Source organism: Ottowia caeni (genome assembly GCF_050821495.1).
GTDB classification, from domain to species: domain Bacteria; phylum Pseudomonadota; class Gammaproteobacteria; order Burkholderiales; family Burkholderiaceae_C; genus Ottowia; species Ottowia caeni.
Genome location: NZ_CP151080.1, coordinates 2613026 through 2636253, shown reverse-complemented (window position 1 = coordinate 2636253; position 23228 = coordinate 2613026). Strand labels below are relative to the sequence as shown.

Annotated in this window: 20 protein-coding genes and 1 pseudogene; 13 read left to right on the top strand and 8 right to left on the bottom strand. The window is 58.2% G+C overall.

Annotation, left to right across the window (positions count from 1 at the left end):
* Window positions 1-29: 29 nt before the first annotated feature.
* From AAAK34_RS12670 to AAAK34_RS12650, 5 genes are all read left to right on the top strand, one after another.
* Window positions 30-1865, top strand: coding sequence for an acyl-CoA dehydrogenase (locus tag AAAK34_RS12670; RefSeq protein WP_231698449.1), 1836 nt, complete (start codon window positions 30-32; stop codon window positions 1863-1865).
* Window positions 1866-1950: 85 nt separating this feature from the next.
* Window positions 1951-2742 carry an SDR family oxidoreductase gene (locus tag AAAK34_RS12665; protein WP_231698468.1) on the top strand — a complete coding sequence of 264 codons (792 nt, stop codon included), beginning with the start codon at window positions 1951-1953 and terminating at the stop codon, window positions 2740-2742.
* 81 nt (window positions 2743-2823) lie between these two features.
* Window positions 2824-3840 carry an MDR family NADP-dependent oxidoreductase gene (locus AAAK34_RS12660; RefSeq protein ID WP_231698448.1) on the top strand — a complete coding sequence of 339 codons (1017 nt, stop codon included), beginning with the start codon at window positions 2824-2826 and terminating at the stop codon, window positions 3838-3840.
* A gap of 212 nt (window positions 3841-4052) precedes the next feature.
* Window positions 4053-5714 carry an isovaleryl-CoA dehydrogenase gene (locus tag AAAK34_RS12655; RefSeq protein ID WP_231698447.1) on the top strand — a complete coding sequence of 554 codons (1662 nt, stop codon included), beginning with the start codon at window positions 4053-4055 and terminating at the stop codon, window positions 5712-5714.
* A 336-nt stretch (window positions 5715-6050) separates the two neighbouring features.
* Window positions 6051-6953 carry an SDR family oxidoreductase gene (locus tag AAAK34_RS12650; RefSeq protein ID WP_231698446.1) on the top strand — a complete coding sequence of 301 codons (903 nt, stop codon included), beginning with the start codon at window positions 6051-6053 and terminating at the stop codon, window positions 6951-6953.
* A 22-nt stretch (window positions 6954-6975) separates the two neighbouring features.
* Here AAAK34_RS12650 and AAAK34_RS12645 read toward each other — a convergent pair whose 3' ends face one another.
* From AAAK34_RS12645 to AAAK34_RS12620, 6 genes are all read right to left on the bottom strand, one after another.
* On the bottom strand, window positions 6976-7485 hold the full coding sequence (locus AAAK34_RS12645) for a hypothetical protein (RefSeq protein ID WP_431777342.1): 510 nt from the start codon (window positions 7483-7485) through the stop codon (window positions 6976-6978).
* Complete coding sequence (locus AAAK34_RS12640; RefSeq protein ID WP_431777341.1) at window positions 7464-8198, bottom strand: hypothetical protein; 735 nt, start codon at window positions 8196-8198, stop codon at window positions 7464-7466. The genes AAAK34_RS12645 and AAAK34_RS12640 overlap by 22 nt, the downstream gene beginning before the upstream one ends.
* 147 nt (window positions 8199-8345) lie before the next feature.
* Window positions 8346-8876 carry a DUF4384 domain-containing protein gene (locus AAAK34_RS12635; protein ID WP_431777340.1) on the bottom strand — a complete coding sequence of 177 codons (531 nt, stop codon included), beginning with the start codon at window positions 8874-8876 and terminating at the stop codon, window positions 8346-8348.
* On the bottom strand, window positions 8873-10066 hold the full coding sequence (locus AAAK34_RS12630) for a hypothetical protein (protein WP_431777339.1): 1194 nt from the start codon (window positions 10064-10066) through the stop codon (window positions 8873-8875). The genes AAAK34_RS12635 and AAAK34_RS12630 overlap by 4 nt, the downstream gene beginning before the upstream one ends.
* Window positions 10067-10119: 53 nt before the next feature.
* Complete coding sequence (locus AAAK34_RS12625) at window positions 10120-10533, bottom strand: hypothetical protein (protein WP_231698443.1); 414 nt, start codon at window positions 10531-10533, stop codon at window positions 10120-10122.
* Between the two features lie 104 nt (window positions 10534-10637).
* Window positions 10638-11402 (bottom strand): hypothetical protein, encoded by a 765-nt coding sequence (locus tag AAAK34_RS12620; RefSeq protein ID WP_231698442.1) that lies wholly within the window; start codon window positions 11400-11402, stop codon window positions 10638-10640.
* Window positions 11403-11897: 495 nt separating this feature from the next.
* Between AAAK34_RS12620 and AAAK34_RS12615 the strand changes: the two genes are divergently transcribed.
* From AAAK34_RS12615 to AAAK34_RS12600, 4 genes are all read left to right on the top strand, one after another.
* Window positions 11898-12701, top strand: a complete 804-nt coding sequence (locus AAAK34_RS12615) for a response regulator (protein WP_431777338.1) — start codon at window positions 11898-11900, stop codon at window positions 12699-12701.
* Window positions 12702-12747: 46 nt separating this feature from the next.
* Window positions 12748-14016, top strand: coding sequence for an ATP-binding protein (locus AAAK34_RS12610; protein ID WP_231698440.1), 1269 nt, complete (start codon window positions 12748-12750; stop codon window positions 14014-14016).
* A gap of 70 nt (window positions 14017-14086) precedes the next feature.
* A complete protein-coding gene (locus tag AAAK34_RS12605) occupies window positions 14087-16480 on the top strand; it encodes a Tex family protein (RefSeq protein ID WP_231698439.1) in 2394 nt (797 codons plus the stop codon).
* 37 nt (window positions 16481-16517) lie between these two features.
* Window positions 16518-17201, top strand: a complete 684-nt coding sequence (locus AAAK34_RS12600; RefSeq protein WP_231698438.1) for a glutathione S-transferase N-terminal domain-containing protein — start codon at window positions 16518-16520, stop codon at window positions 17199-17201.
* Between the two features lie 34 nt (window positions 17202-17235).
* Here the strand turns inward: AAAK34_RS12600 and AAAK34_RS12595 are convergent.
* Window positions 17236-19513 (bottom strand): annotated as a pseudogene (locus tag AAAK34_RS12595) (heavy metal translocating P-type ATPase).
* Window positions 19514-19560: 47 nt separating this feature from the next.
* Between AAAK34_RS12595 and AAAK34_RS12590 the strand changes: the two are divergent.
* Complete coding sequence (locus tag AAAK34_RS12590; protein ID WP_231698466.1) at window positions 19561-20679, top strand: phospholipase; 1119 nt, start codon at window positions 19561-19563, stop codon at window positions 20677-20679.
* 16 nt (window positions 20680-20695) lie between these two features.
* Here AAAK34_RS12590 and AAAK34_RS12585 read toward each other — a convergent pair whose 3' ends face one another.
* A complete protein-coding gene (locus AAAK34_RS12585) occupies window positions 20696-21541 on the bottom strand; it encodes a J domain-containing protein (protein WP_431777337.1) in 846 nt (281 codons plus the stop codon).
* A 60-nt stretch (window positions 21542-21601) separates the two neighbouring features.
* Here AAAK34_RS12585 and AAAK34_RS12580 point away from each other — a divergent pair, with 60 nt between their 5' ends.
* From AAAK34_RS12580 to AAAK34_RS12570, 3 genes are all read left to right on the top strand, one after another.
* Window positions 21602-21865, top strand: coding sequence for a hypothetical protein (locus AAAK34_RS12580; protein WP_431777336.1), 264 nt, complete (start codon window positions 21602-21604; stop codon window positions 21863-21865).
* Window positions 21866-21984: 119 nt separating this feature from the next.
* Window positions 21985-22122, top strand: a complete 138-nt coding sequence (locus AAAK34_RS12575) for a hypothetical protein (protein ID WP_431777335.1) — start codon at window positions 21985-21987, stop codon at window positions 22120-22122.
* 155 nt (window positions 22123-22277) lie between these two features.
* Window positions 22278-23192 (top strand): alpha/beta hydrolase, encoded by a 915-nt coding sequence (locus tag AAAK34_RS12570; RefSeq protein ID WP_231698465.1) that lies wholly within the window; start codon window positions 22278-22280, stop codon window positions 23190-23192.
* Window positions 23193-23228: the final 36 nt, after the last annotated feature.

Below are 23228 nucleotides of genomic sequence, written 5' to 3'. Positions count from 1 at the left end.
AGACGGGATACGCCCTCCGCATCGTGCTCATGACCCTACGTCACACCCTGGATTTTCTGCTGTACAACTGGCTGGACGCACCAGCTCTCACACGGCGAATGCGATTTGTCGAGCACTCACGAGAAACTTTTGATGCGGTGCTGGATACTTGCGAGCGCATTGCACGTGAAAAGTTTGCGCCCTTCAATAGACTGGTGGACACAGAAGAGCCGTACGCCGTGCCGGATGCCGACGGCAGCCTGCGTGTGGTGCTACCGCAAGCCACTTACGATGCGCGCATGGCATACGCAGAAAGCGGCATGTTGGCCGCAGCGCAGGACTACGAGTATGGTGGCATGCAGTTGCCCTATCTGGTGGAGGCGGCAGCCAACGCTTTTTTCGGCAAGGCTTCCATTAGCATAGGTGCCAACCTGCTTACGGTCGGCAATGCGAACCTTTTGATGGCGCACGGCACTCCCGTGCAACAACAGGTGTTTGCCGCCAATGAGTTTAACGGCCGCTGGACGGGCACCATGTGTCTGAGCGAGCCTCAGGCTGGGTCAAGCCTGAGCGACGTCACCACCCGCGCCGTCCTTGAAGATGAGACCGACCCACTAGGCCCACGCTATAGGTTGCGCGGCAACAAGATGTGGATCTCTGGCGGTGAACACGAGCTGGCCGAAAACATTGTGCATCTGGTGCTGGCCAAAATCCCGGACGCTGAGGGCAAGTTGATTCCGGGAGTGAAGGGGATCTCCTTGTTCGTTGTGCCCAAGAAGCTCGTTGACACCAGCGGGCAACTGACCGGGGTACGCAATGACGTGGCGCTTGCCGGCCTCAACCACAAATTGGGCTGGCGCGGAACCACCAACACGCTGCTCAATTTCGGCGAGGGGAAGTTCCTGGTAGATGGTAAGGCCGGTGCTGTGGGCTACCTGGTGGGACAGCCGGGGCAAGGCCTGCGGTGCATGTTCCACATGATGAACGAGGCGCGAATCGCCATTGGCATGGCGGCAACCATGCTGGGGCTGGCGGGCTATGAGGCTTCGCTCGAGTATGCTCGCACACGCACTCAGGGACGGCCCGTTGGTGCGGGTGGCAAGGACGCGAGCCAGGCTCCTGTCCGCCTGATCGAGCATGCCGACATCAAGCGCATGCTGCTCACTCAGAAAGCTTACTGCGAGGGTTCGCTGGCATTGTTGCTCTACTGCGCTCGACTGGTCGACGAGCAGCACACCGGCGAAGCCGAGGCCGCAGATGAAGCGCGCCTTCTGCTGGAAGTGCTGACTCCCATTGCCAAGAGCTGGCCAAGCGAAAACTGCCTGGAAGCCAACTCGTTGGCAATACAGATTCACGGTGGCTACGGCTACACGCGAGACTTTCCCGTGGAGCAGTATTGGCGGGACAACCGCTTGAACATGATCCATGAGGGCACGCACGGCATACAAGCCATGGATCTGCTTGGCCGTAAGGTGCTCATGGAAGGGGGGCGCGGCCTGAAGCTGCTGGCCGGTCGCATCAATGCCACCATAGAAAAATCCATGCAAAGACCACAGCTTGCAGTCCACGCTAATGCTCTCGCGCAAGCGCTGGAGCGAGTAGGCTCAGCCACCAAGGCCGCCTGGGCCAGTGGCAACCCGTCCGAGGCGCTCGCCAATGCAGTTCCCTACATGCAGGCCTTCGGGCATATGGTGCTGGCCTGGATATGGCTTGACATTGCCGAAACCGACCAAGTAAAAGGTGGGGATAACGATGCATCCGCGAACGGACGCATGCAGGCTGCAAACTACTTTTACCGCTATGAACTCCCAAAGCTCGACGCCTGGCTTCGCGTGGTGGAGTCGCGCGACATGACTTGCGCTGAAATGCCGGAGCAAGCTTTCTGACTGATGGCTGCACAAAGGCGCGGTGCTCATCACGCCTTTGCTAGCCGTTTGGCCTTCAACGTTTGACCTTGAATCCTTTAAAAACATGACCCGTACTGTTCTGCAACTCTTTGACCTCAAGGGAAAAACCGCCCTGGTAACCGGTGGCTCGCGCGGCCTGGGGCTGCAACTTGCGCATGCGCTGGGTGAGGCGGGGGCGCGCATCATGCTGACGTCGCGCAAGGCCGCTGATCTGGAGGAGGCCACTGCGCAATTGCAGGGAGCGGGCATTGACGCACGTTGGGTAGCCGCTGACTGCGCCGATGAAGCAGACATCGTGCGGCTTGTCGATGAAACGCTCCAACGAATGGGTGATATTGACATTCTGGTCAACAATGCCGGTGCAGCCTGGGGTGCTCCGGCCGAAGATCATCCGGTCAGTGCGTGGGACAAAGTCATGAATTTGAATATTCGCGGCTATTTCCTGCTCAGCCAGCAGGTGGGCAAGCGAAGCATGATTGCCCGGAAGCAGGGGCGCATCATCAACCTCGCCAGCATTGCCGGCTTGGGGGGTAACCCGCCCGAAATGCAGACTATTGCCTATAACACCAGCAAAGGGGCGGTGGTCAACTTCACGCGTGCACTGGCTTGCGAATGGGGCCGCTACGGCATTACCGTGAATGCGATCTGCCCGGGTTTTTTCCCGAGCAAAATGACGCGCGGCACACTTGAAAACCTGGGCGAAGATGCGCTCATCTCGCGCGCGCCACTGCGCCGCCTGGGTGACGACGAAGACCTCAAGGGCATCACGTTGCTCTATGCCAGCGATGCAGGCAAGCACATTACCGGTCAATGGCTGGCCGTGGATGGCGGTGTCAGCATTGTGACGGGCGGGTGAGTACCCAGATCGCCGCGCCTAATGCAGTGTTTCACGCTATGCAGCACTAGCCAATAAATCGTTGAATACCAAGGAATTGCCATGCCAACCAACCGCCAGATCCTGCTTGATAACCGCCCTGAGGCCGAAGCCGTTGCCGGCAACTTTAAGTTAATCACTACTGAAACGCCGCCGCTACAAGACGGGCAGGTTCTGGTGCGTCATCACTACTTGAGCCTCGACCCCTACATGCGGGGCCGCATGAGTGACAGTAAGAGCTACGCTGATCCGCAGCCTCTAGGTGAAGTGATGCTGGGTGGAACAGTCGGTGAAGTGGTTGAATCCAGACACCCAAAATTCTCGGCCGGAGACCTGGTGGCAGGCATGGGTGGCTGGCAAGAGTACAGCGTGGTCGATGCGACGCAACCGGGCCTATTGCGCAAGGTAGATACCACGCATGTACCGCTCTCCTATTACTTGGGCGCAGTGGGTATGCCTGGGGTGACCGCTTGGTACGGACTCACCCAGATCATCGCCCCGAAGTCCGGCGAGACAGTGGTGGTTAGTGCGGCCACTGGCGCAGTAGGTAGCACCTACGCGGCCTTGGCCAAGGCGCGTGGCTGCCGTGTGGTGGGCATTGCAGGCGGACCGGAAAAGTGCAAGTACGCGGTAGATGAACTGCATTTCGATGCCTGCATCGATTACCGTCTGCACCCTGACATCAAGACGCTGTCCAAGGCACTCAAAGAAGCTTGCCCGAATGGGATCGACGGATACTTTGAAAACGTTGGCGGCTACATTCTCGACGCCGTTCTGCTGCGCACCAATGCCTTCGCGCGCATTGCCGTATGCGGCATGATTGCTGGTTACGATGGCCAGCCATTGCCTCTTCAGAACCCAGCGTTGATCTTGATCAACCGCCTGAAGATTGAAGGCTTTATTGTCAGCGAACACATGGAAGTATGGCCTCAGGCTTTGCAGGAGTTGGGTTCTCTGGTGGCGCAAGGCAAGTTGAAGCCGCGGGAAACCATCGCCCAAGGTATCGAATCAGCCCCAGAAGCTTTTCTCGGTTTGCTGAAAGGCAAAAACTTCGGTAAACAATTGGTCAAACTAATTTAAGTCCATACTGTTTACTTGATACTTTTGGGTTTTCTTGTAGGAGCGGCTTTAGCCGCGATAGGCCTTTCGCGGCTAAAGCCTCTCCTACAAAGAACGGGTTGGAACACCTGAATGAACGGTATTAAATTGAAGTCCGCCCGCGCTTTTTAGCTGATTACCGAGCCTGGACTCGCGCCGGGAAAAGAGCTTGCATATCCACAGGAGGCATTGCCATGGCCGCGACGCATGAAGTGTTCAACCAGGCATCTGCGCTCGCAGATGTGAACCTGTTCAACGGAAACCGGGCGCTGCAAGACGCACTGCGATTCAATGCGCCCGGGCTGGATAGCGCGCCTCTGGCGGCTCTGGGCGCCTTGGCCGGCAGCGCTGAGATGCAACAGCACGCACGACTGGCGAACGTGCACACGCCGCAACTGCACACCCATGATCGCTTTGGCCACCGCCTCGACGAGGTGGAATTTCACCCCAGCTACCACGCACTGATGTCGGCAGCCACCGGGGCGGGCTTGCACGGTACGCCATGGGCGCCGCAGGGGCAATCTGCGGGCGCTTCGCCGCATGTGCTGCGGGCAGCGGGTTTCATGCTTTTCACGGAGCTGGAGCCTTCCACCCTGTGCCCGATATCCATGACCTACGCCGTCACGCCCGCGCTGCGCGACAACCCGGCCATTTACCGCGACTGGGCACCTCAGCTGACCAGTCGGGCGTACGACCCTGGGCTGAAACCATGGCGCGACAAAGCCGGTGTAACCATGGGCATGGGCATGACCGAGAAGCAAGGCGGTTCCGATGTTCGCGCCAACACTACCCGCGCGTTGCATGACGGGCACGACGAGTGGGGCGAGCGCTACCGTCTCACAGGCCACAAATGGTTTATGTCTGCACCGATGTGTGATGCCTTCCTGGTGCTGGCCTATGTGGAAGGCATGGGGGAGGGCGGCTTATCGTGCTTCTTCCTGCCGCGCGTGCTGCCCGACGGTTCCCGGAACCCACTGCGCATTCAGCGCTTGAAGGACAAGCTCGGAAACAAGGCCAATGCTAGCTCAGAAGTCGAGTTTGATGGTACCTTGGCCTGGCTTGTGGGCGAGCCCGGGCGCGGCGTTCCGCAGATCCTCGCCATGGGCACCATGACACGCCTGGATTGCGCGCTTGGTACCAGTGGTTTGATGAGGCAGGCCCTGTCCATCGCACTGCACCACACCGATCAGCGTCAGGCCTTTGGCAAGTGCTTGATAGAACAACCCTTGATGCAGAACGTGTTGGCCGACCTGGCACTTGAAAGTGAAGCGGCCACAGCCCTGTCGCTGCGCTTGGCGCGCGCCTTTGATCGTCACGAAGACGAGGCAGAACGCCTGCTGGCACGCGTACTGACGCCCATTGCTAAATTCTGGATCTGCAAGCGCGGCAGCCTGTTCGCTCAGGAAGCCATGGAATGCCTGGGGGGAAATGGCTACGTGGAGGAAGATGGCGAAGGCATTCCTGCGCGCATTTACCGTGAAATGCCGGTCAACAGCATCTGGGAGGGCGCTGGCAACATCATGGCGCTGGATCTATTGCGCGCCTTGCGCAAAGGAGACGTGGCGGAAGCCCTGTCAAGCGAACTGGCGCCAGCGCGCGGCCAGCACACTGCGCTGGATCGCATGATCGACGCCATGCCCGCGCTCATACAGAGTCATGCCACCGAATCCACTGCAAGGCAGTTGGCACGCGATGTCGCGCTGACCGTGCAAGCCGCCCTGTTGGCGCAAACCGCCCCTGGTGCGGTATTTGGTGCTTTCTGCGAATCACGTTTGGCATCACGCCATGATGTGTTTGGCACGCTACCCGGCGGTGCCGATTGCGAAGGCATTGTCCGCCGCGCCATGCTCGCCTAACCCAATTCGGTTTGCGTGGTGACTTCCGGTCTCTTTGCTGGAGCGACTTTTGCCGCGATAAACCCGTCGCGGCTGAAGCTGTTCTTACAGGGGGTGGGCACATCAAACGAACGCTGTTGCGTCTTATACACAGGCTTCTTAAGGATGCCCTGCATAACCCTCGCGAGTCGGTGGTAGTGCGGATCGGGATGAGGCGCAAGGCGTCTTTTTGCAGCCAATAGCCCAGCTATTGGCAAGAAAAGCAACGCAGCGGATCGCCCGAGACCGTGCTGCCACAGACCGCAGGGAGTTATGCAGGGCATCCTTAACCCTCTCCAACTTTGAAAAAGAATAAACGTGATCAAGAACTTCGAAGGCAAAACCGCGGTTTTAACCGGCGCAGGGTCGGGCTTTGGGCTCGAATGCGCGCGCTTGGCGGCGCGCAAAGGCATGAACGTGGTTCTGCTCGACATCCAGCAAGAATCTCTGAATGCGGCTGAAGCTCAAATTAAAGCATTGGGCGCGCGTACCCTGGCGCGCCGGGTGGACGTCAGCCAGTCGGCGGAGATGGATTCCCTGGCGCAGCAAGTTCTGGAAACATTTGGCGCTCCGCACTTCGTGTTCAACAATGCGGGCGTCGCCACGGGGGGCCTGATTTGGGAAAGTTCGGTTAAAGACTGGGAGTGGGTGCTCGGCGTCAACTTGTGGGGTGTGATCAATGGTGTTCGCAGTTTCACCCCAATGATGTTGCAGGCTGCTCGGGAAGACCCGGCGTATGAAGGGCATATTGTCAACACAGCCAGCATGGCGGGGCTCCTGACGCCCCCTAACATGGGGGTATACAACGTCAGCAAACACGCTGTGGTTGCCCTGACCGAGACGCTCTACCAAGACCTCAAGCTGGTCACGGATCAAGTATCGGCCAGTGTGCTGTGTCCGTATTTTGTGCCCACAGGTATCAGCCATAGTGAGCGCAATCGTCCTCAGGGTTCGCCTGCCACTGAGCTGACACCCAGCCAGCGCATCAGCCAGGCTATGACCGAGAAAGCAGTGAACAGCGGCAAGGTGACCGCCGAGGAGGTGGCGCAAAAAGTTTTCGACGCCATCGCAGACGACCAGTTCTATGTTTTCAGTCACCCAAAGGCGCTCGGAAACGTGGCGTCGCGCATGGAAGCGATAGTGTCCATACAGAACCCGCCAGATCCATTTGCCGAACGCCCCGAGATCGGTGCAAGTCTTCGAGAGGCCCTCAGAGGATGAACAGATTCTTAGCACCTCTTCGCTATCGTCCAACCTGTGTAATTTGCTTCCTCCAGAACTCGGGCAACAGGTCGTACAAGGGCGTGGGCTCTCGGTAGAGCAACTCCATGGTGCTGGGCACACCAATAGTCGGAATTGTGGTCATGGGATCGGCGTAGGCCAACTGCTGCATCCAGCCTATGTCAATGCCGCCCGTGAGCGACGGGCGTGAAAAAATCAACCCAAGCATTCTGCGCGCTTCCAGGCTTCCCTTGGCCTCGGCTAAGCGATAAAGGCGAACTGCCTCGACATAATTGACAGGCACACCCGTGCCACGGTGGTATTTGCGCGCGGCGGCCAGTAATTCGGCGATGCTGGCATCGTTGGCACTGCCAGACTTGCTGGATCGGCTGGCGTCCAAGCGCGATTGAATTTGCCGAATGTTAGCCTGCGCTGCCTGAGATCGGGTTCCGGCGCGACGGAAATAATCAAGCGCATCCGACAAGTTTTCGTTGGTAACGGCATTCAAGCCTAACTCAATGAGTGCGTGCATGTCCCCTTGTGCCGCAGCCCTTTGAAGCAAAGCTGAGTGGGGCAACTGCAGGATTGCTGTCTGCATGACCCCAGGCTTGCTGACTTGCAAAGGGGTTGCTCGAGCCAGCAGCACCCATTCGAGGTAGTCAGCACGGGCTGGGTATTTTTTCTCAATTGCTCGATCGCGCGTCGAGCAAGTTCAGGATCGGCCGGGCCGTCGCAACCTTCAATGGCGCACCACGCCTGACCGGCATAGGCCCAGGGTTCTCGTCCAAACCGGGCAGCGCGATCAAACCAGGTATGTGCAAGCGGCAAGTCGCGTCTCACGCCCGCTCCATGCAGGTAGACCAGACCTAACAGCCAGGCGGCCTGGGCTGAAGCGGCCGTGGTGCCGACCCCACGCCTAGGCTCTGCCAATAATTGCAGGCGCTGCAGCTCACGCTGTACGTTGGGGTCGACCGCCGGGCGCACATCTATAGGGGTGGTTCCCACAGGTGGCTGAACGATATTTGTCTTTTCGGGCGCGCGCGGTTCAATAGGCTGCGCGCCGACGCCCGGTGCAACGATCTTCGGCGTTGTTGACGGAGCCACTTCAATTGGCGAGTCAGGCGCCGGGGCCATTCTTGTTTGCGATACAGACAAGGCCCGTGCTTCCGCTAGTGCAACACCTTGCGCCATGCCTTCGACCCCCGCGCTCTGTGCTTGCGCCGCCATCACGGGCCATATCACCATGACGCTCGCCCACATGAATGGTCGTGGTCGAAAGCCTTTAGCGGGTAGTTGTGGGGAGACGTCCATGATTCAAGCTAAGTGGTGTAGGCGTTAGAGATTTGGCGCTTGTCTGCACTTGTTTGCTCTCAGTGTTGGACGCTCGTCCCGCTAAGTGGAGGACTTTGCGCCCCCTGCCGGGGCGGGGGTCGCTGGAGCTGGCGCGGGTAGTTTCGGCACCACCATCCACTGCAGCACCTGGGTGACAAATGCGTCCTTGCCGAGTACGGAAGCAAATCGCTCCTGCAGACCTTGCACGCCTTTTACATCTTTCAGCACACTCAAAGCAGGAACCTGCAACTCGGGTGGCAGCACAGTAGATGGGTCTTCCGCGGTCGCCACGCATACTACGGCCTCAGTGCCTGGCTTGCCAGCGTCAAGCAGGAACCCAGGGTTAGATGCCATCCAGTCAGGAATGCGCAGAGCATGATTGGCGGGTGTCAGCGAATTCGGTGTGATGGCGTTGGGCAACAATCGCATCACGTTGCCTGCGGCGTCAGAGAAGTAGCAGTACAGGTAAGAAGTGCGCGAAACAGTGGCCGACAAAAATACCTGATCCCCCTCGGAGAAAGCAGGCCGCTCACCAGCGGGTTGTGGGTTTTCGATCTGCATGTCAATCATCCAGGGAGCTGCGGTGTTCATGTCTTTCGGTGCCCCCCATCGGCCACCTGTAGCGTTCCCAAATTGGACCATCCGACACGCGTCAAGATACCGCTCTCGTCGAGCTCCACGAAGTTGCGCAATGCCCGCTCATAGGTAGGGAAATCCAGCTCGCCAGTCACAATGACGCCCTGGTCTGCCTGAAACTTGGCCAACGCACTGCGCATGATCAGAGAATTGGCGGCAGCTCCTCTGGCACTGGCCGGGAGATATCCCTGCATCAGCAGTGAGCTCTGAACCAACCGCAGCTGTCCTGCAGGCCCGCTCTCGTCGTACCAGTCCCGCATCTGGCGCTGGAAGTTGGGGTTGGTCTGGTCTAGCATCAGGCATTGCCAGTAGGGCACGCGCGCCCACTTGCCCGCCAGTTCCACGGCAGCCAGATCAACCAAAGTCCGTAACGCACCACCCGTACCTTGTGTGTAGTCGCGCCCCAGCGTGAACCTTACGCCGTAGATACCGATGGTTGCCGCTGCGTCCACCCCTTGGCTTGAACTGCCGAAAACCACCTCATTGGCCGAGTCCATACCCGGCAAAAGAGTGCGGGTCCGAAAGTCTCCCAGGTGCATTTCGAGGCCCAGAAGGGTGACGTTGCGGTTTTTGTTGTACCCCAAGTTCACCCGATCAGAAGCCAAGCCCATGCTGGCCGTATTGGAGAAGACGCCCTGATCCACGAAAGAAACTGCGCCTGAAATATAGAGCGCTGGCCGTTGCAATTGCATCTGGTTGTTGTTGAGCAAGATCGTCGTGAGGTTCTGTACCGTATCCTGTGTGACCAGGTTCACCTCATAGTCAACGTAACGAAACGCGTTTGACAGCCGTGACATGCGCGAAAGCGCTGTGATCATCATGTCCTTGGTCGCCGCTGGCACCTTCCCGGAATAGTCGGGAAACTGTTTGGCTGCTATGAGCGTGGTCGGTACCTCGGCTGCGCGCAGCATATGATCCATGCAGAACAAGGACTCATTGAAGCTCGATATGGAACGCACTGGACGCACGACAGGACGATCCGCTGCGGGGGCATAAGACTGGTAATCGGCGTCTTTACGCGGATCCAGTTGCGCGCAGCCACCCAGCAGAGCGAGCGCGGCACCTAGGAGCATCGACCCTGTAGCGTTCCGAGTTTGGAAAAATCGGCAAACGCGGGTCGGGTACTGGCGGATCTTTGAGGACATGGTGCCTTCCTTCTCTGTTCTCAGCTAACGATTCGCCAGCTAGTTGCTCGGCTTCAGTTGCAGACGTTCACGAGGTCTCCGCGCAAAACGACAACCTGAGGTGCGGCCAAGACGGTTGCTCCCGCTGAGGTTGGTGCGGTATTGCTGCCCACGCTCTGCACGCAAGTGGTGTACATCCCTTTCGTGCTTACGGTGCTAATGGCATCTTTCTCTGTCAGCACGTTAGGCGTCGGGGTGTAGGCCATCGCGGTATAGCGTGCGATCTTGGCTTCATCTGCGCCAGACAGGCCCCTCTTCATGATGATGTCCGTGGACTTATTGACGATGGGGTTGGGTGCCATTTGGTAGGTCACCTTCGAGTTGATCGTGACAGGATCTTCCCCTGGCGCAGTCTGCGCGGCCACCACCGACCCACAAAGAAGAAGCGAGCCGGTTCCCAGCGCCTGAAAAATTGATGTATTCAGCATGGCTTCACCTCAATTTGTTTTGACGAAGAAGTTGGGTTGCAGAACGCAACCCAACTTCAGTTACCCTGAGTTCAGAGTAACAATGGCTGGATGGCAGGCCTAGCCTAGTTCCAAGACAGACGTGCCAGCGAGAACGGGCCGCAAGCAGCACCCACACAAAGTGGTGGAGGTGGCATGCAGTAGTCGTTGGAAGCCAGGTTTTGATAGGCCGAACTGTGGGTGCCACTGGCCAGGTTGGCTACCATCGATCCGCCACTTACGTAGGTCGTCTGGTTGGAAGTGCCGCTGATCGTGACATCGCCATAGTTGGATGACAGGTTCTGCACCGCCACTGCATTCCCACCGTTGGCGGTGTTCGAAACGGTCGACCATCCGCTCACATCGAGCTTCTGATTGCTTGTCCCTGTAATTTTCACTTTGCCAAAGTTGGTAGCGCCATTTTGATAGGCGGCAGCGGTTCCATCGCTGCAGTTATCGCATCCGTCGCCGCTGGCCTTGTTGGTCATAGTGCTGTTTGAGACGTAGGCTTCCTGAGTTGAGTTCTTGGCGATCGTCACTTTGCCAACGTTAGATGCAAGGCTTTGTACTGCTACGTCACCACCATTCATGGCTTCGTTCGTCACGATTCCATGTGTGACAACTGCCGTTTGACTGGAGGTTCCGGAGATGTCGATCAGACCCTGATTCGATGCCAGGTTCTGTGAGGCAAAACTACCGGCGTGGCTCGTGTTCTTGACCACTGATCCACTATTCACGTTAGCCAACTGGGTGGATGTGCCGGTAATGACGATGCTCCCTGGTCCCACTGGAGTCAAAGCGTAAGACGCGGTCGCAATCGCCGTCATTGCGAAAAATGCGAGCTTTTTCATGATGAAGTCCTCCTAATGCTGCCTGACAAGGAATCGGAACGTCTGGCTAATTCCAGACTTACCGAGGTTTCGACTCGGCCTCCAACAGGCCTACCGATACTTCTGGTTGGTTCAATTGCGGCGTTGTCGGAGTTCAGTGTCGATCTCGGAAGAGGCAACCCCAATCGCCACAAGTGGCTACTTCGGAAGAGATGCTTTGACGACCGGTGAACAGCTAGGAAGTGCTATCGACAAGACATTGGCGCCTCAGCGTGCTACACACGAAATAGCAAGACTTGGAAGCATTTGGGGTAGCAACCAAATGTATCAATGTCGCCTAAATGTGATTTGTGGGGAATTTGTCAGAAAACTCTTTGTTTCTTGATTTAATCTTTCTAGCACCACTCATCCGGGCCATTTTTTATGGTAATTGCTTGCGATTGGGGTGGAGGCATAGGATGAGGCGCTCTTCCGTGCTCAGGTTGTCACTAAAGCGCCCATCAACAAGGAAGAACGATGAGTTCGCTTAGTTTCCCCCTCGATGGAGATGGTCTGACGGTACCCCGCAGGTCCGTCGACACAGCACCTACCTCCGAGTCTGCGTCGTCGACGTGGCCGCATTTCATGACAGGACAAGCCGAGCAGCCCGTCAAGGTCATACTTGTCGACGACGATCCCCATGTGCGGCGCGTCATCTCGAATGAATTGCTTGCCGATCTGCGCATCAACCTGGTTGGCCAGGCCGCCAGCGTCCGAGAGGGAAAGCGTTTGATCTCCACCCAGGAGCTGGATGTCATGCTGGTCGATCTCAATCTGGGAGACGGAACGGGCTTTCAGCTCATTGAATACCTGAAGCACGTGCGTCCCGCAGCAGAGGCTGTCGTGGTCTCAGCCATGGAAGACGAGGAGAAGGCCATTTCCGCGTTCGAGCTGGGAGCCACCGGTTATCTGGTCAAGAACTCCTGGTTCGGGAATTTCCCGCAGGCCGTGCTGCAAGTGGTCAATGGAGGAGCGTCGATCACGCCCAACCTTGCCCGTCGGCTAATCCACAGGTTCGATGCATCGGGCAGGTCGCTCCGGGGAACCAAGTCTGCCGCGCGATGGCCGGCCGGCTCGAGTTGCTGCGATCAAATGTCCGAACGGGAACGTGAAGTATTGCGGCTGGTGGCATTAGGCTATACCACCTGCGAGATCGGGAAGCGCTTGGCCATCAGCGACCAAACGGTGAAATCGCACATCCGGAATATTTATAGAAAACTGCACGTGCGCACCCGCGCTCAGGCCGTCAGTCAGGCGTCCTTGCAAGGCCTGCTTTACTGAACTCGCCACGTAGCTACACAACCATCTTGGGGAGGAGGCCAATCACATGGCCTTGCTAACAACGGTACTTGCCGCGTGTGGCTTGGTGGGTTACGCGCTGTACCAGTATTGGCGCAGCAAGAACCTGTTGGACCTTCTCTTTGGCCTGTCGGTCCTGTCGTGGTCTATTTGGCTCGCTTTGTTGTTCGCAGTAGAGCAAGGTTGGTTAGCGCGAGATTCCGTCCACCTGGCGCGGGTACTCTATCAAGCCACTATTTTCGGAGGGTCAGCATTCTTGCTGCAGGCATTGAATGCCCTGCACTGGCCCCAGACAGCGCTGGTGATTGCACAGGCCGTTGCAGGCGTTTTTTTTGCTCTGGCGTCCCTCGTCGAGTGGATTTTTCCTCTGGACCCAATGATCGGGTGGTCGGAGGTCAATATCGTGTTTGCAGTGTTGCTTTTGCTACGAATTGCCCAAGTTGCCTGGCGCCTTTCAACTAACGACGCCTGGATGGTGTTACTCGTATCCATCTTGGGGATGAGCATCATGCAGGCGGATGTGCGTGCGTCCGATTTATTGGTGGCGTGGACATCCAGTGCGCACAATTTTTACGCTGCCGCCATGCTGCTGCTTTGGCTGATACTGACCCGCCGAGTGGACACTCTACGATTGGCAACGAGCCATCCGCCCGACGACCTGGAATTGGAACGCAAGCGCTTGGCCCAGGAGCTTCACGATGGTGTGGGTTCCGAGCTGGTCAGCATCATTGCAACGTTGGACGCGGGTACGCCACAGCAACGGTCGACTGCTGCTTCGCTCCAGCATTGCCTGCTGGAGTTGAAGCTGCTGGTAGATTCCACCGCACATGAAGGCAGCGTCGTAGAGCACTTGGCGAGTTTGCGGTATAGGCTGCAGCCCTTGCTGCAGAGTGCAGGAGTGAAAATGCGCTGGGATATGCGCGACGAGGATGTCTTGGAACATGCACGTGGTGAGTTGGCGAAACAGGTGTTGCGAATCGCGCAGGAGGCGCTGGCCAATGTCTTGATTCACTCCCACGCGGACGAGGTCGTTGTAACCTGCTGGTACGAGAAAGCAAAACGAGCTCTGATACTGGAGGTTGTGGACAATGGAACCGGCTTGCCACCCGATATGCATGCAGATCGATGCCCGATGCCGTCATCGGAGATGCGCGGCGGCAAGGGGCTACCAGGAATGTCCTGGCGAGCTCGCAAGGTAGGAGGGCACTTGGTAGTCGGTACGGCCCCCGGCGGCGGCACGCGGGTTACGTTACAAATCCCGATGCGCAGCACATTGAAACGACATGAACGCGAATGAACACGATTCATGCCTTGCTTGATGTGGCAAACTTGCCTGCTTAGCTTTTCTAGAATCGTTCGCTAGGCACATGCAGCAAATCTTTCGGCAGTTGGCCGCAGAAATCAAAATCTCCGAGTCCCAGGTACGCGCAGCAGTCGAGTTGCTGGATGATGGGGCCACCGTTCCGTTTATCGCACGTTACCGCAAAGAAGCCACCAACGGCCTGGACGACGTGCAGTTGCGTGAGCTCGAAGCACGCCTTTCGTATCTGCGCGAGTTGGAAGACCGCCGCGGCGCGGTGCTGAAGGCGATAGACGAGCAAGGAAAGCTGACAGACGCGTTGCGTGCTGCCATTGCGGCAGCGCCTACAAAGCAGGAACTGGAAGACATTTACCTTCCGTTTAAGCAGAAGCGCCGCACCAAAGGCCAGATCGCCCGTGAGTTCGGCATCGAACCACTGGCCGACAAGCTTTTAGCGGACCCCACCCTGGACCCGCACGAAGAAGCCAAGGCATTCTGCCAGCCCGCCACCACGCTCGACGACGGCAAGCCCGGCCCTGATTTTTCAACCACCTTGGCCGTCCTTGACGGTGTGCGAGACATTCTTTCCGAGCGCTGGGCCGAAGATGCGTCGTTGGTGCAGTCCCTGCGTGAATGGCTGTGGACCGAGGGTCTTCTTCGCAGCAAGAAGGTGGACTCGAAGAACGAAAACGATCCGGAAGTCGCAAAATTCCGGGACTATTTTGACTACGATGAACCCATTGGACGAGTGCCTTCCCACAGGGCGCTGGCGGTCTTCAGGGGCAGGGCGCTCGAGATCCTGGAAGCCAAGCTGGTTCAACCTCAAGAACCGGAACCGGGGCAACCTAGCTTGGCCGAAGGCCGAATAGCCTTGCATCTGGGATGGAGTCACCAGGGCAGAAAGTCCGATGATCTTCTGCGCAAATGTGTTGCCTGGACATGGCGCGTGAAGCTGGGGCTCTCCACTGAACGCGATCTGTTTTCGCGCCTACGCGAAGAGGCGGAGAAGGTCGCCATCAAGGTGTTCGCAGACAACCTCCGCGATCTGCTGCTGGCTGCACCGGCTGGCCAGAAGGCCGTCATGGGGCTTGATCCGGGCATCCGCACCGGTGTGAAGGTTGCGGTGGTAGACCCTACGGGCAAGCTGGTGGAAACGACCACCATCTATCCGCATGAGCCACGCAAAGATTGGGAAGGTAGTCTTCACACATTGGTCAAGCTCGTGGACAAGCATGGTGTGCAGCTCATTGCCATTGGCAACGGCACCGCCAGCCGCGAGACCGACAAGCTGGCCGGAGACCTCATCAAGCTCTGCGCAAAAATGGCGGGCGCGCAAGAAGGCAGAGGTCAGGAGGTCATTCAAAAAATAGTTATCAGCGAGGCTGGCGCCTCTGTCTACTCTGCCAGCGAATTTGCCAGCCAGGAACTTCCCGATATTGACGTCAGCTTGCGAGGCGCAGCGAGCATCGCGCGCCGGCTGCAGGATCCTCTCGCGGAGCTGGTCAAGATCGACCCCAAATCCATTGGCGTCGGGCAGTACCAGCACGACGTGAATCAAAGCGAACTCGCACGAGCCCTCGATGCCACGGTAGAAGACTGCGTGAACGGTGTGGGTGTTGACCTGAACACAGCCAGTGCGCCGCTGCTTGCCCGCGTTTCCGGACTTTCTGGCACGGTCGCCAAGTCGGTGGTTCGCTGGCGCGAAGCGAATGGCGCTTTTAAAAACCGGCAGCAGCTTTTGCAGGTCAGTGGGCTGGGTGCCAAAACCTTCCAGCAAAGCGCTGGTTTTTTACGCATCCGGGGTGGTGACAATCCGCTAGACATGACCGGCGTACACCCGGAAACCTACCCGGTGGTTGAGCAGATCATCGTCAAAACAGGCAAGCCGGTAGATCAGCTCATGGGGCGCAGCGAGCTGCTGAAACCCCTGAAGCCAGAGCTTTTCGAGAGTGAGCAGTTCGGCGCTATCACCGTCAAGGACATTCTGGCCGAGCTTGAAAAACCTGGCCGCGACCCACGCCCCGATTTCACGGTTGCGCGTTTCAATGAGGGTGTCGAAGACATTGCCGATCTGCGCGAAGGCATGGTGCTTGAAGGCACCGTGAGCAACGTCGCTCAGTTTGGGGCTTTCGTTGATCTTGGCGTTCATCAAGATGGCCTGGTGCATGTGAGCCAGCTTGCCAATAAATTTGTTCAAGATGCGCGAGAAGTGGTGAAGACGGGGCAAATTGTGAAGGTGAAGGTACTGGAGGTCGACGCCGCTCGTAAGCGCATTAGCCTGACCATGAAGCTCGACGCACCCGCGCGACGCGACGGGCCGCGTGACAACCGCTTTGAACCGGCAAACCGAGGGCAGCGTGGCGGATTCTCCGGAGGCCAAGGCAGAGTAGCACCGGCGCAAGGTACCGGTACTGCCATGTCTTCCGCCTTTGAGAAGCTCAAAGGTTTGCAGTCGAAGTAGGGGCTGCTCCCGGGCGGCCCCGCCCCGGATTCGACACATGCTGCCCACACTCTTCACCTTCCGCCGCTGCCCTTATGCCATGAGAGCCCGTTGGGCCATTCAAGTGGCGGATGTGGCGGTCAAAATGCATGAAGTGGCCTTGCGCGACAAGCCTTCCGTCATGCTGGAGGCCTCGCCCAAGGGCACGGTTCCGGTGCTGGTGTTGCCTGATGGTCGGGTCATTGATGAAAGCTTGGAGATCATGCTCTGGGCTTTGAAGCAACACGACCCAGAGGGGTGGCTGAAGCCATCTTCCGGAAATCTGGCAAATATGCTGGCCTTGATCGAAGCATGCGAATCAGCTTTCAAGCCGCATCTGGATCGATACAAGTATCCGAGCCGATACAAATCTGAATGGACCTCACCTCTTGATGACCAGAGCGCAACGGCCTTGACTGCTGCAGGCACGGGTGTTGTGTTTTCTGAGCAAAGTTTCTCCGACGCGCATTTCAACGCCGCGCAAGAATTCCTTCGCCAGCTCTCTCTTGGCTTGACCGAAGCGCCAGCGCTGGGCGGTGCCACCCCAGCCCTGGCCGATTTCGCCATTGTCCCTTTCGTGCGCCAGATGGCACGCCATGACCGCCCACGTTTCGAGCAGGCGGTTCCTGCTACGCTGCTTTACTGGATGGACCGTTTGCTGGCACGGGCGGACTTTGAGGCCGTGATGACAAAGCAAATTTAACCTTCTGGGCAAGGTAGATGAAGAGGTGTAGGGGCTACTTGACAGCCCCACGCAGCAACCTCAATCCATTGCCCACTACCAGCAGGCTCGCCCCCATATCAGCGAACACTGCCATCCACATGGTGGCGCTACCAGCCACGGCCAGCACCAGAAATATCAGCTTGATTCCCAGGGCCAGCGTAATGTTTTGCCACAAAATGCTGTGCGCCCGCCTCGAAAGACGCACAAGCTCTGGAAGTCGCCGCAGGTCATCGTTCATGATCACGACATCAGCTGCCTCGGCGGCAATATGAGTCCCAGCCCCACCCATCGCGACGCCCAAGTCGGCCGCAGCCAGGGCAGGGGCGTCGTTGATGCCATCGCCCACCATGCCCACGCTCTCCGAAGACTTGCCAGCTAAGGCATTGATGGCCTCCAGTTTCTGCTGGGGCAGCAGGCCTGCCTGAACCACGTCTATCCCCACCTCTGCGGCGATGGCTTCGGCAGTGGCCTGGTTATCGCCCGTGAGCATCATGGGCACGATACCCATATCCTTTAGCTCCTGAACCGCAGCCAAAGAGGTAGATTTGACCGCGTCTGCCACAGCAAAAAGAGCCAGTACTCCATGATCGTCAGCCAGCAGGGTAATGGTGCGGCCCTGCTGTTCATGAAATCGCATCAGAGACTGCAACTCGGGCGATGTTTGGCCGCGCTCCTCAATCCATCGGTGATTGCCGAGAATCAATGCATGACCATCCATGCGGCCCTGGGTCCCACGCCCGGGTTCGGCTGAAAATTGATCCACCTTTCCAGGCATGCCAGCGCCTGCGGTGAACTCCAGACCTTGAACAATGGCTTTCGACACTGGATGATCCGAACGCGAGGCCATACTCGAAGCCATTCGTGCGATTTCCTCTTTGCCCAAGCCCGGTCGAATCACTTCCTGAGCGACGAGGCGAGGTCGTCCTTCAGTAATCGTTCCGGTCTTGTCGAGCCCAATACGCCGAAGTTTTCGCGCTTCTTCCAGGTAGGTCCCGCCTTTGATGAGTATGCCCCGGCGCGCAGCGGCTGCCAGCCCGCTCACTACTGTGACCGGTGTGGAAATGACCAATGCACAGGGGCAGGCGATCACGAGGAGCACAAGAGCCTTGTAAGCCGCCGCAATCCAGGTCCATCCGAGCGCGAGCGGCCCCAAAATCGCAACGACCAGAGCGATGATGAAGACTGAGGGTGTGTAGACCGCGGCGAATCGGTCGACAAAGCGTTGTGTAGGTGCTCGTGCGCCTTGAGCCTGTTCCACTGCATGAATGATGCGGGCCAGCACTGTATCGCTTGCGGGCGCCGTAACCTCGAATTCAAGCGATCCGTGCTGGTTGACCGTGCCGGCGAACACCTCATCGCCCGGAGCTTTATCTACTGGAACGCTTTCTCCAGTCACAGGTGCTTGATCAATCGCACTGTGGCCTGCCAACACACGGCCGTCTAGCGCGAGCCGCTCGCCAGGTTTAACTCGAACAATCGCGCCAATGGCCACAGTAGATGCCGGCTGGCTGCGCCAAGTACCGTCGGGGTGGCGAACTTCCGCGGTGGCTGGGGTCAGCTCCAGTAGTCCTTTGATCGCATTGCGCGCACGGTCCACCGCCCTTGCCTCGATCAGCTCTGCCAGTGCGTACAGGGCCATCACCATGGCAGCTTCTGACCACTGGCCGATCAGGAATGCGCCGGTGACAGCCACCGTCATGAGCGCCGTGATGCCGAGTTGCCCGCGCAGCAGCGATGCCAGCCCCTTTCGATAGACGCCGAGGCCTGAAAGCGCTATGGCCACCGCGGCCACCCCCATGCTGACCGATTCCCAAAGGGGGGTCGGGAGCCAGAAAATGCAGAAGTTCGGCGCCCAGTGCCAGCAGCAGAGCCAGGGCCAACTTCATGATTTCCCGGCGCTGGCCATGGCGCCTGTCTGCCGCGGAAACGACCTCAGTCAAGCGCTCCGTTTTCAGTCCTACCGCTTTGATGGCACTTTCAACCGTGCTCCAAGCGGCTTGCGGTGCGTCCACCTCTAGTGTGCGTGCTCCCAGGTCAAACCGCAGGGCCTTGATGGTGGCATGATTCTCCAATGCGCGGCGAATCTGGCTTTCTTCCGCCGCGCAGTCCATGGCCGGAATGCGCAACAACAAGCCTCCGGGGAATGTGGCCGCACTCACCCCGGAGATCGCCGTACCAGAGCAGCATTCTGAGAGCTCCGATGACTTTGGATGATCATCCCCGCCATGAACGTGATCATGGTCAGAATGCCCGTTGTGACCATGGCGATGCGGTAACTCTGTGGAACTCATACTTCCTTTCTGATCACGGATATATTCGAAAGCCTGACTCTATTCTCATGAAGATTAACGCTCTTTGCCTATATGCCGGACCGGCGGCACGTCGCTATATTGAACACGAAGGTTTTCAACCTTCCAGCGTAGGGGTAGTTCCTGCAGCAGCCGGCGGCCCAAAGGGCCTGATCCTCGGCCCGCTGGACCGGTTTATTTTTGGGCAATGGCTTCCTCGCTCAACACATCCTGTCGATCTGGTGGGTGCATCGATTGGTGCCTGGCGCATGGCCACCGCATGCCTTCCTGAACCCATCGCCGGCTTCGAAATGCTGGAGGAGGGCTACATCCACGGGGACATGAAGGCGCCGCCGGGCCGCAAGCTTCCGTTGCCGAGTCAGGTAAGCGCCACGTTTGCCGCCAACCTCCGCACCATGTTCGATGGCCAAGTGGCATCTATCCTGAGTCACCCCCGCTACCGCCTGCACGTCGTCACTTCCCATGGCCGCCATGTTTTGGCGCGCGAGGGAAAATGGCGAACAGCTTTGGGTTATCTTGGCGCGGCACTGACTAACGCAGCCAGTCGGCGCGCCATGGGGGTTTGGCTGGAGCGAGTTGTGTTCTCCAGCCCGGAGCTGCGGGGCAGGGCGCCCTCGCCAATGCCTTTCGACACCCTCGATTACCGCACTCGCCACGCGCTGCTTTCGCAAGACAATTTCTATGCTGTGCTGCAGGCCAGCGGTTCGATTCCTTTTCTGCTCCAGGCCGTGCATGACATTCCCGGTGGGCCGCGCGGCGCATACTGGGACGGCGGCATTACCGATTATCACCTCCACCTTGCCTACCGAAGCTTGCCTTCCGGGGCTTCCGCGACACCTGAATCAGCGCGTCTGGTGCTGTATCCGCATTTTCAGAAGGAAGTTGTTCCTGGCTGGCTAGACAAACCCTGGAAACGTCGTCACGCAGCCAGCAGTGCGCTGGACCACATGCTTTTGCTGGCACCCAACCCGGAATGGATTGCCCAGCTGCCAAACGGAAAGCTTCCAGACCGCAAGGATTTCCAGACCTTGACCCACGCTGAGCGGGTTCGAGCCTGGAGCACGGCGGTTTCTATGGCAACACAACTGGCGGAAGAGTTTGCCGACTGGCTGGAACGACCTTGCCCACGCATGGTGCGGGCGTTATAGCGATAGGGACTTTGAACTAGTCAAAGTCATCCCATACTTGGTCATCCATCATAGCGATCTGCTGTTTAACCCAAGGCTTCAGCCCCGCATCTTGTCGAATGATCGCGAAGTCACGTTTAATCAGGGCTATCTTGTGCTGCAAACCCTGAGCTTCGGCTCGCAAAGCTGCGTCTATGCTGCGCGCGGTCAGTGTGCTTCCCCACCCTAAACCCAGGCTGTCACGGACTTGCATTGCCAGATGCTGCTGTTCTTGGCGCAGGCTTTGCTCTTGCTCTTTGAGCACGCGATTAAAGTGGCGCAGCTTTTCTTCTGCCATCGCAGCCACATCCCCAGGGTTGAGTTGTTCGATCTGCAACTGCAACTGCAATAGCGTCAGGAGATCGCGGCGATCATTGGCGGCGTTGACCTGCGCCATCAAAGCAGCTTTGCGAGTGCGCTCCTCAGGATCAGGCTCCCGATCAGGGTGCAAGGCACTGGCAAGCTTGCGATAGATTTCGCGCAACACCTTGTCGGTGTCCAGCGCTTGCTGTTCTTGTTGAGTTTGGCGGGGAGTCTTCTTCCGTTTGGCCCGCTTGGCCGCGTGCGCCTCTTCAGCCGCCTCGCGCTGCACCCTGGCTTTTTCCATGGCTGCTTCGAACAATGCATCCGGCGAGCCGGTCTGGTCGGGATCAAATTCCATGCCGAAAATCTTCGAGAGCATCTCCTGCATGTCGGCCATGACCTCGTCGTCCTCTTCCGGATCTAATTCGTCCAACTCCGGAGAATACCGCTCATAGATTTCTTCAATGACAGGATCAGCAACATCTCTGGCAACCAGATCTTCAGACAATGCCTGAACGATGACTGCAATGTTTTGCTGCATTTTCTTGGATAGACCCTTGGGCTGCTGCAGGCGTTGATCCAGAAAAATGGCAATTTCCCCGTGGAGCTTCGTGACCTGCTCCTCCAGCGGGGTGATTTTCCGCGAGCGTTCGGGCGCATACTGAGCAAGCAAGCCCTGCATCTGGATCAGTGCGGCTTTGGAGGCTTCAATCTTGGCCAGCAACTGGTTGAACAGTTTCTGCGCCGGGCCCAGTTTCTGGCCACCGGCTTGGATCGCAAGCGATTTAGATCGCGTTTGATCCTGCTCCTGGATAGGATCTTCGAACAGGGAGGGTTGTTCACTCATCCGAAAATTATCTTATAGATTAGCGTCGTCGAGTCCTTCGTCGAGTCCAAAAGGCCAATTGCCAGGATTAATTTACGGGGTAGGATCGGTGACCCTAGATCCGGCAGTTGACCGCTTGCAATCTTCAGGAAAGCCGCATGAACACTCGATTTCTATGCTCCGATAACGCTCACCCATTTGGTGAGAGCGCTACGCTCCCGATCAGGCCGCCCTCGGGCACGCTGGCGGCGTTGCTCGTTCTTGCAGGCACGAGCCTGCGGCGTCCTCACGCCTAGCCAGCGCACCCGATGACGACCTGTTCGGGCGCGTCCAACTGCCAGATCTAGGGTGACCCTTCCCTGTGACAGAAAAAAGGAACCGATTCTTGGTCGCATCGCACCCCCATTTTCCGCCTCACGGGCCGGAGATCCACGCTCGTCTTACACCCGCCATGCGACAGTTGGTTGAACGCATGGCGCGGGCGCCTCATCCGCCCATGCACACGCTGAGTGCCGCAGAAGCGAAGGCCGCCTATGCCAAGTCCATTGGGGTGCTGGATGTACCCAAGCCAAAATTGGCGCGCGTGGTGGATTTCACCATGCCCGCGCGCGATGGCTACCAAATTCCAGCACGCCTTTATGCACCGGAAACAGTAGAAGCATTGCCCGCGCTCCTTTACTTGCATGGCGGCGGCTTCACCATCGGGAGCATCGAGTCGCACGACACCCTATGCCGATGCCTGGCCCAGTCCAGCGGAGCGGCAGTGGTGTCGCTGGACTATCGGCTCGCGCCCGAATACCGCTTCCCAACCGCCGTGTACGACGCATGGGACGCCCTGCAATGGCTGGCCAACGAAGGCGAAGCGCTTGGTCTGGACAAGTCGCGCCTGGCCGTTGGCGGCGATTCTGCAGGCGGGACTTTGGCGGCAGTGAGTGCGCTCCACGCGCGCGATGCCGGCCTTCCGTTGGCACTACAGCTTCTGATCTATCCTGGCACTACCTCCCACCAGGACACCGACTCCCACGAACTGTTTGCTCACGGTCCGGTGCTCGAAAAAGCGCTTATCGACTGGTTCTTCAATCAGTACATTGATATTGCCGAACGCAACGACTGGCGCTTTGCGCCTCTGCGTGTCGATGACGTGGAAGGCGTCGCCCCCGCGTGGATAGGCCTGGCCGAGTGCGACCCTCTGGTAGATGAAGGCCTCCTGTATGCCGACAAACTTCGTGCTGCCGGGGTCGAAGTCGATCTGGAAATCTATCGTGGCGTGGTGCATGGTTTCATCACCATGGGCCGCGCCATTGCCGAAGCTCGTCAACTGCACGCGGATGCCGGAGCAGCCATGCGCAAGGCGTTCTTTGACTGAAGCCTTCGGCCTTGCTCCTCTCTTCTCCATTTTTTC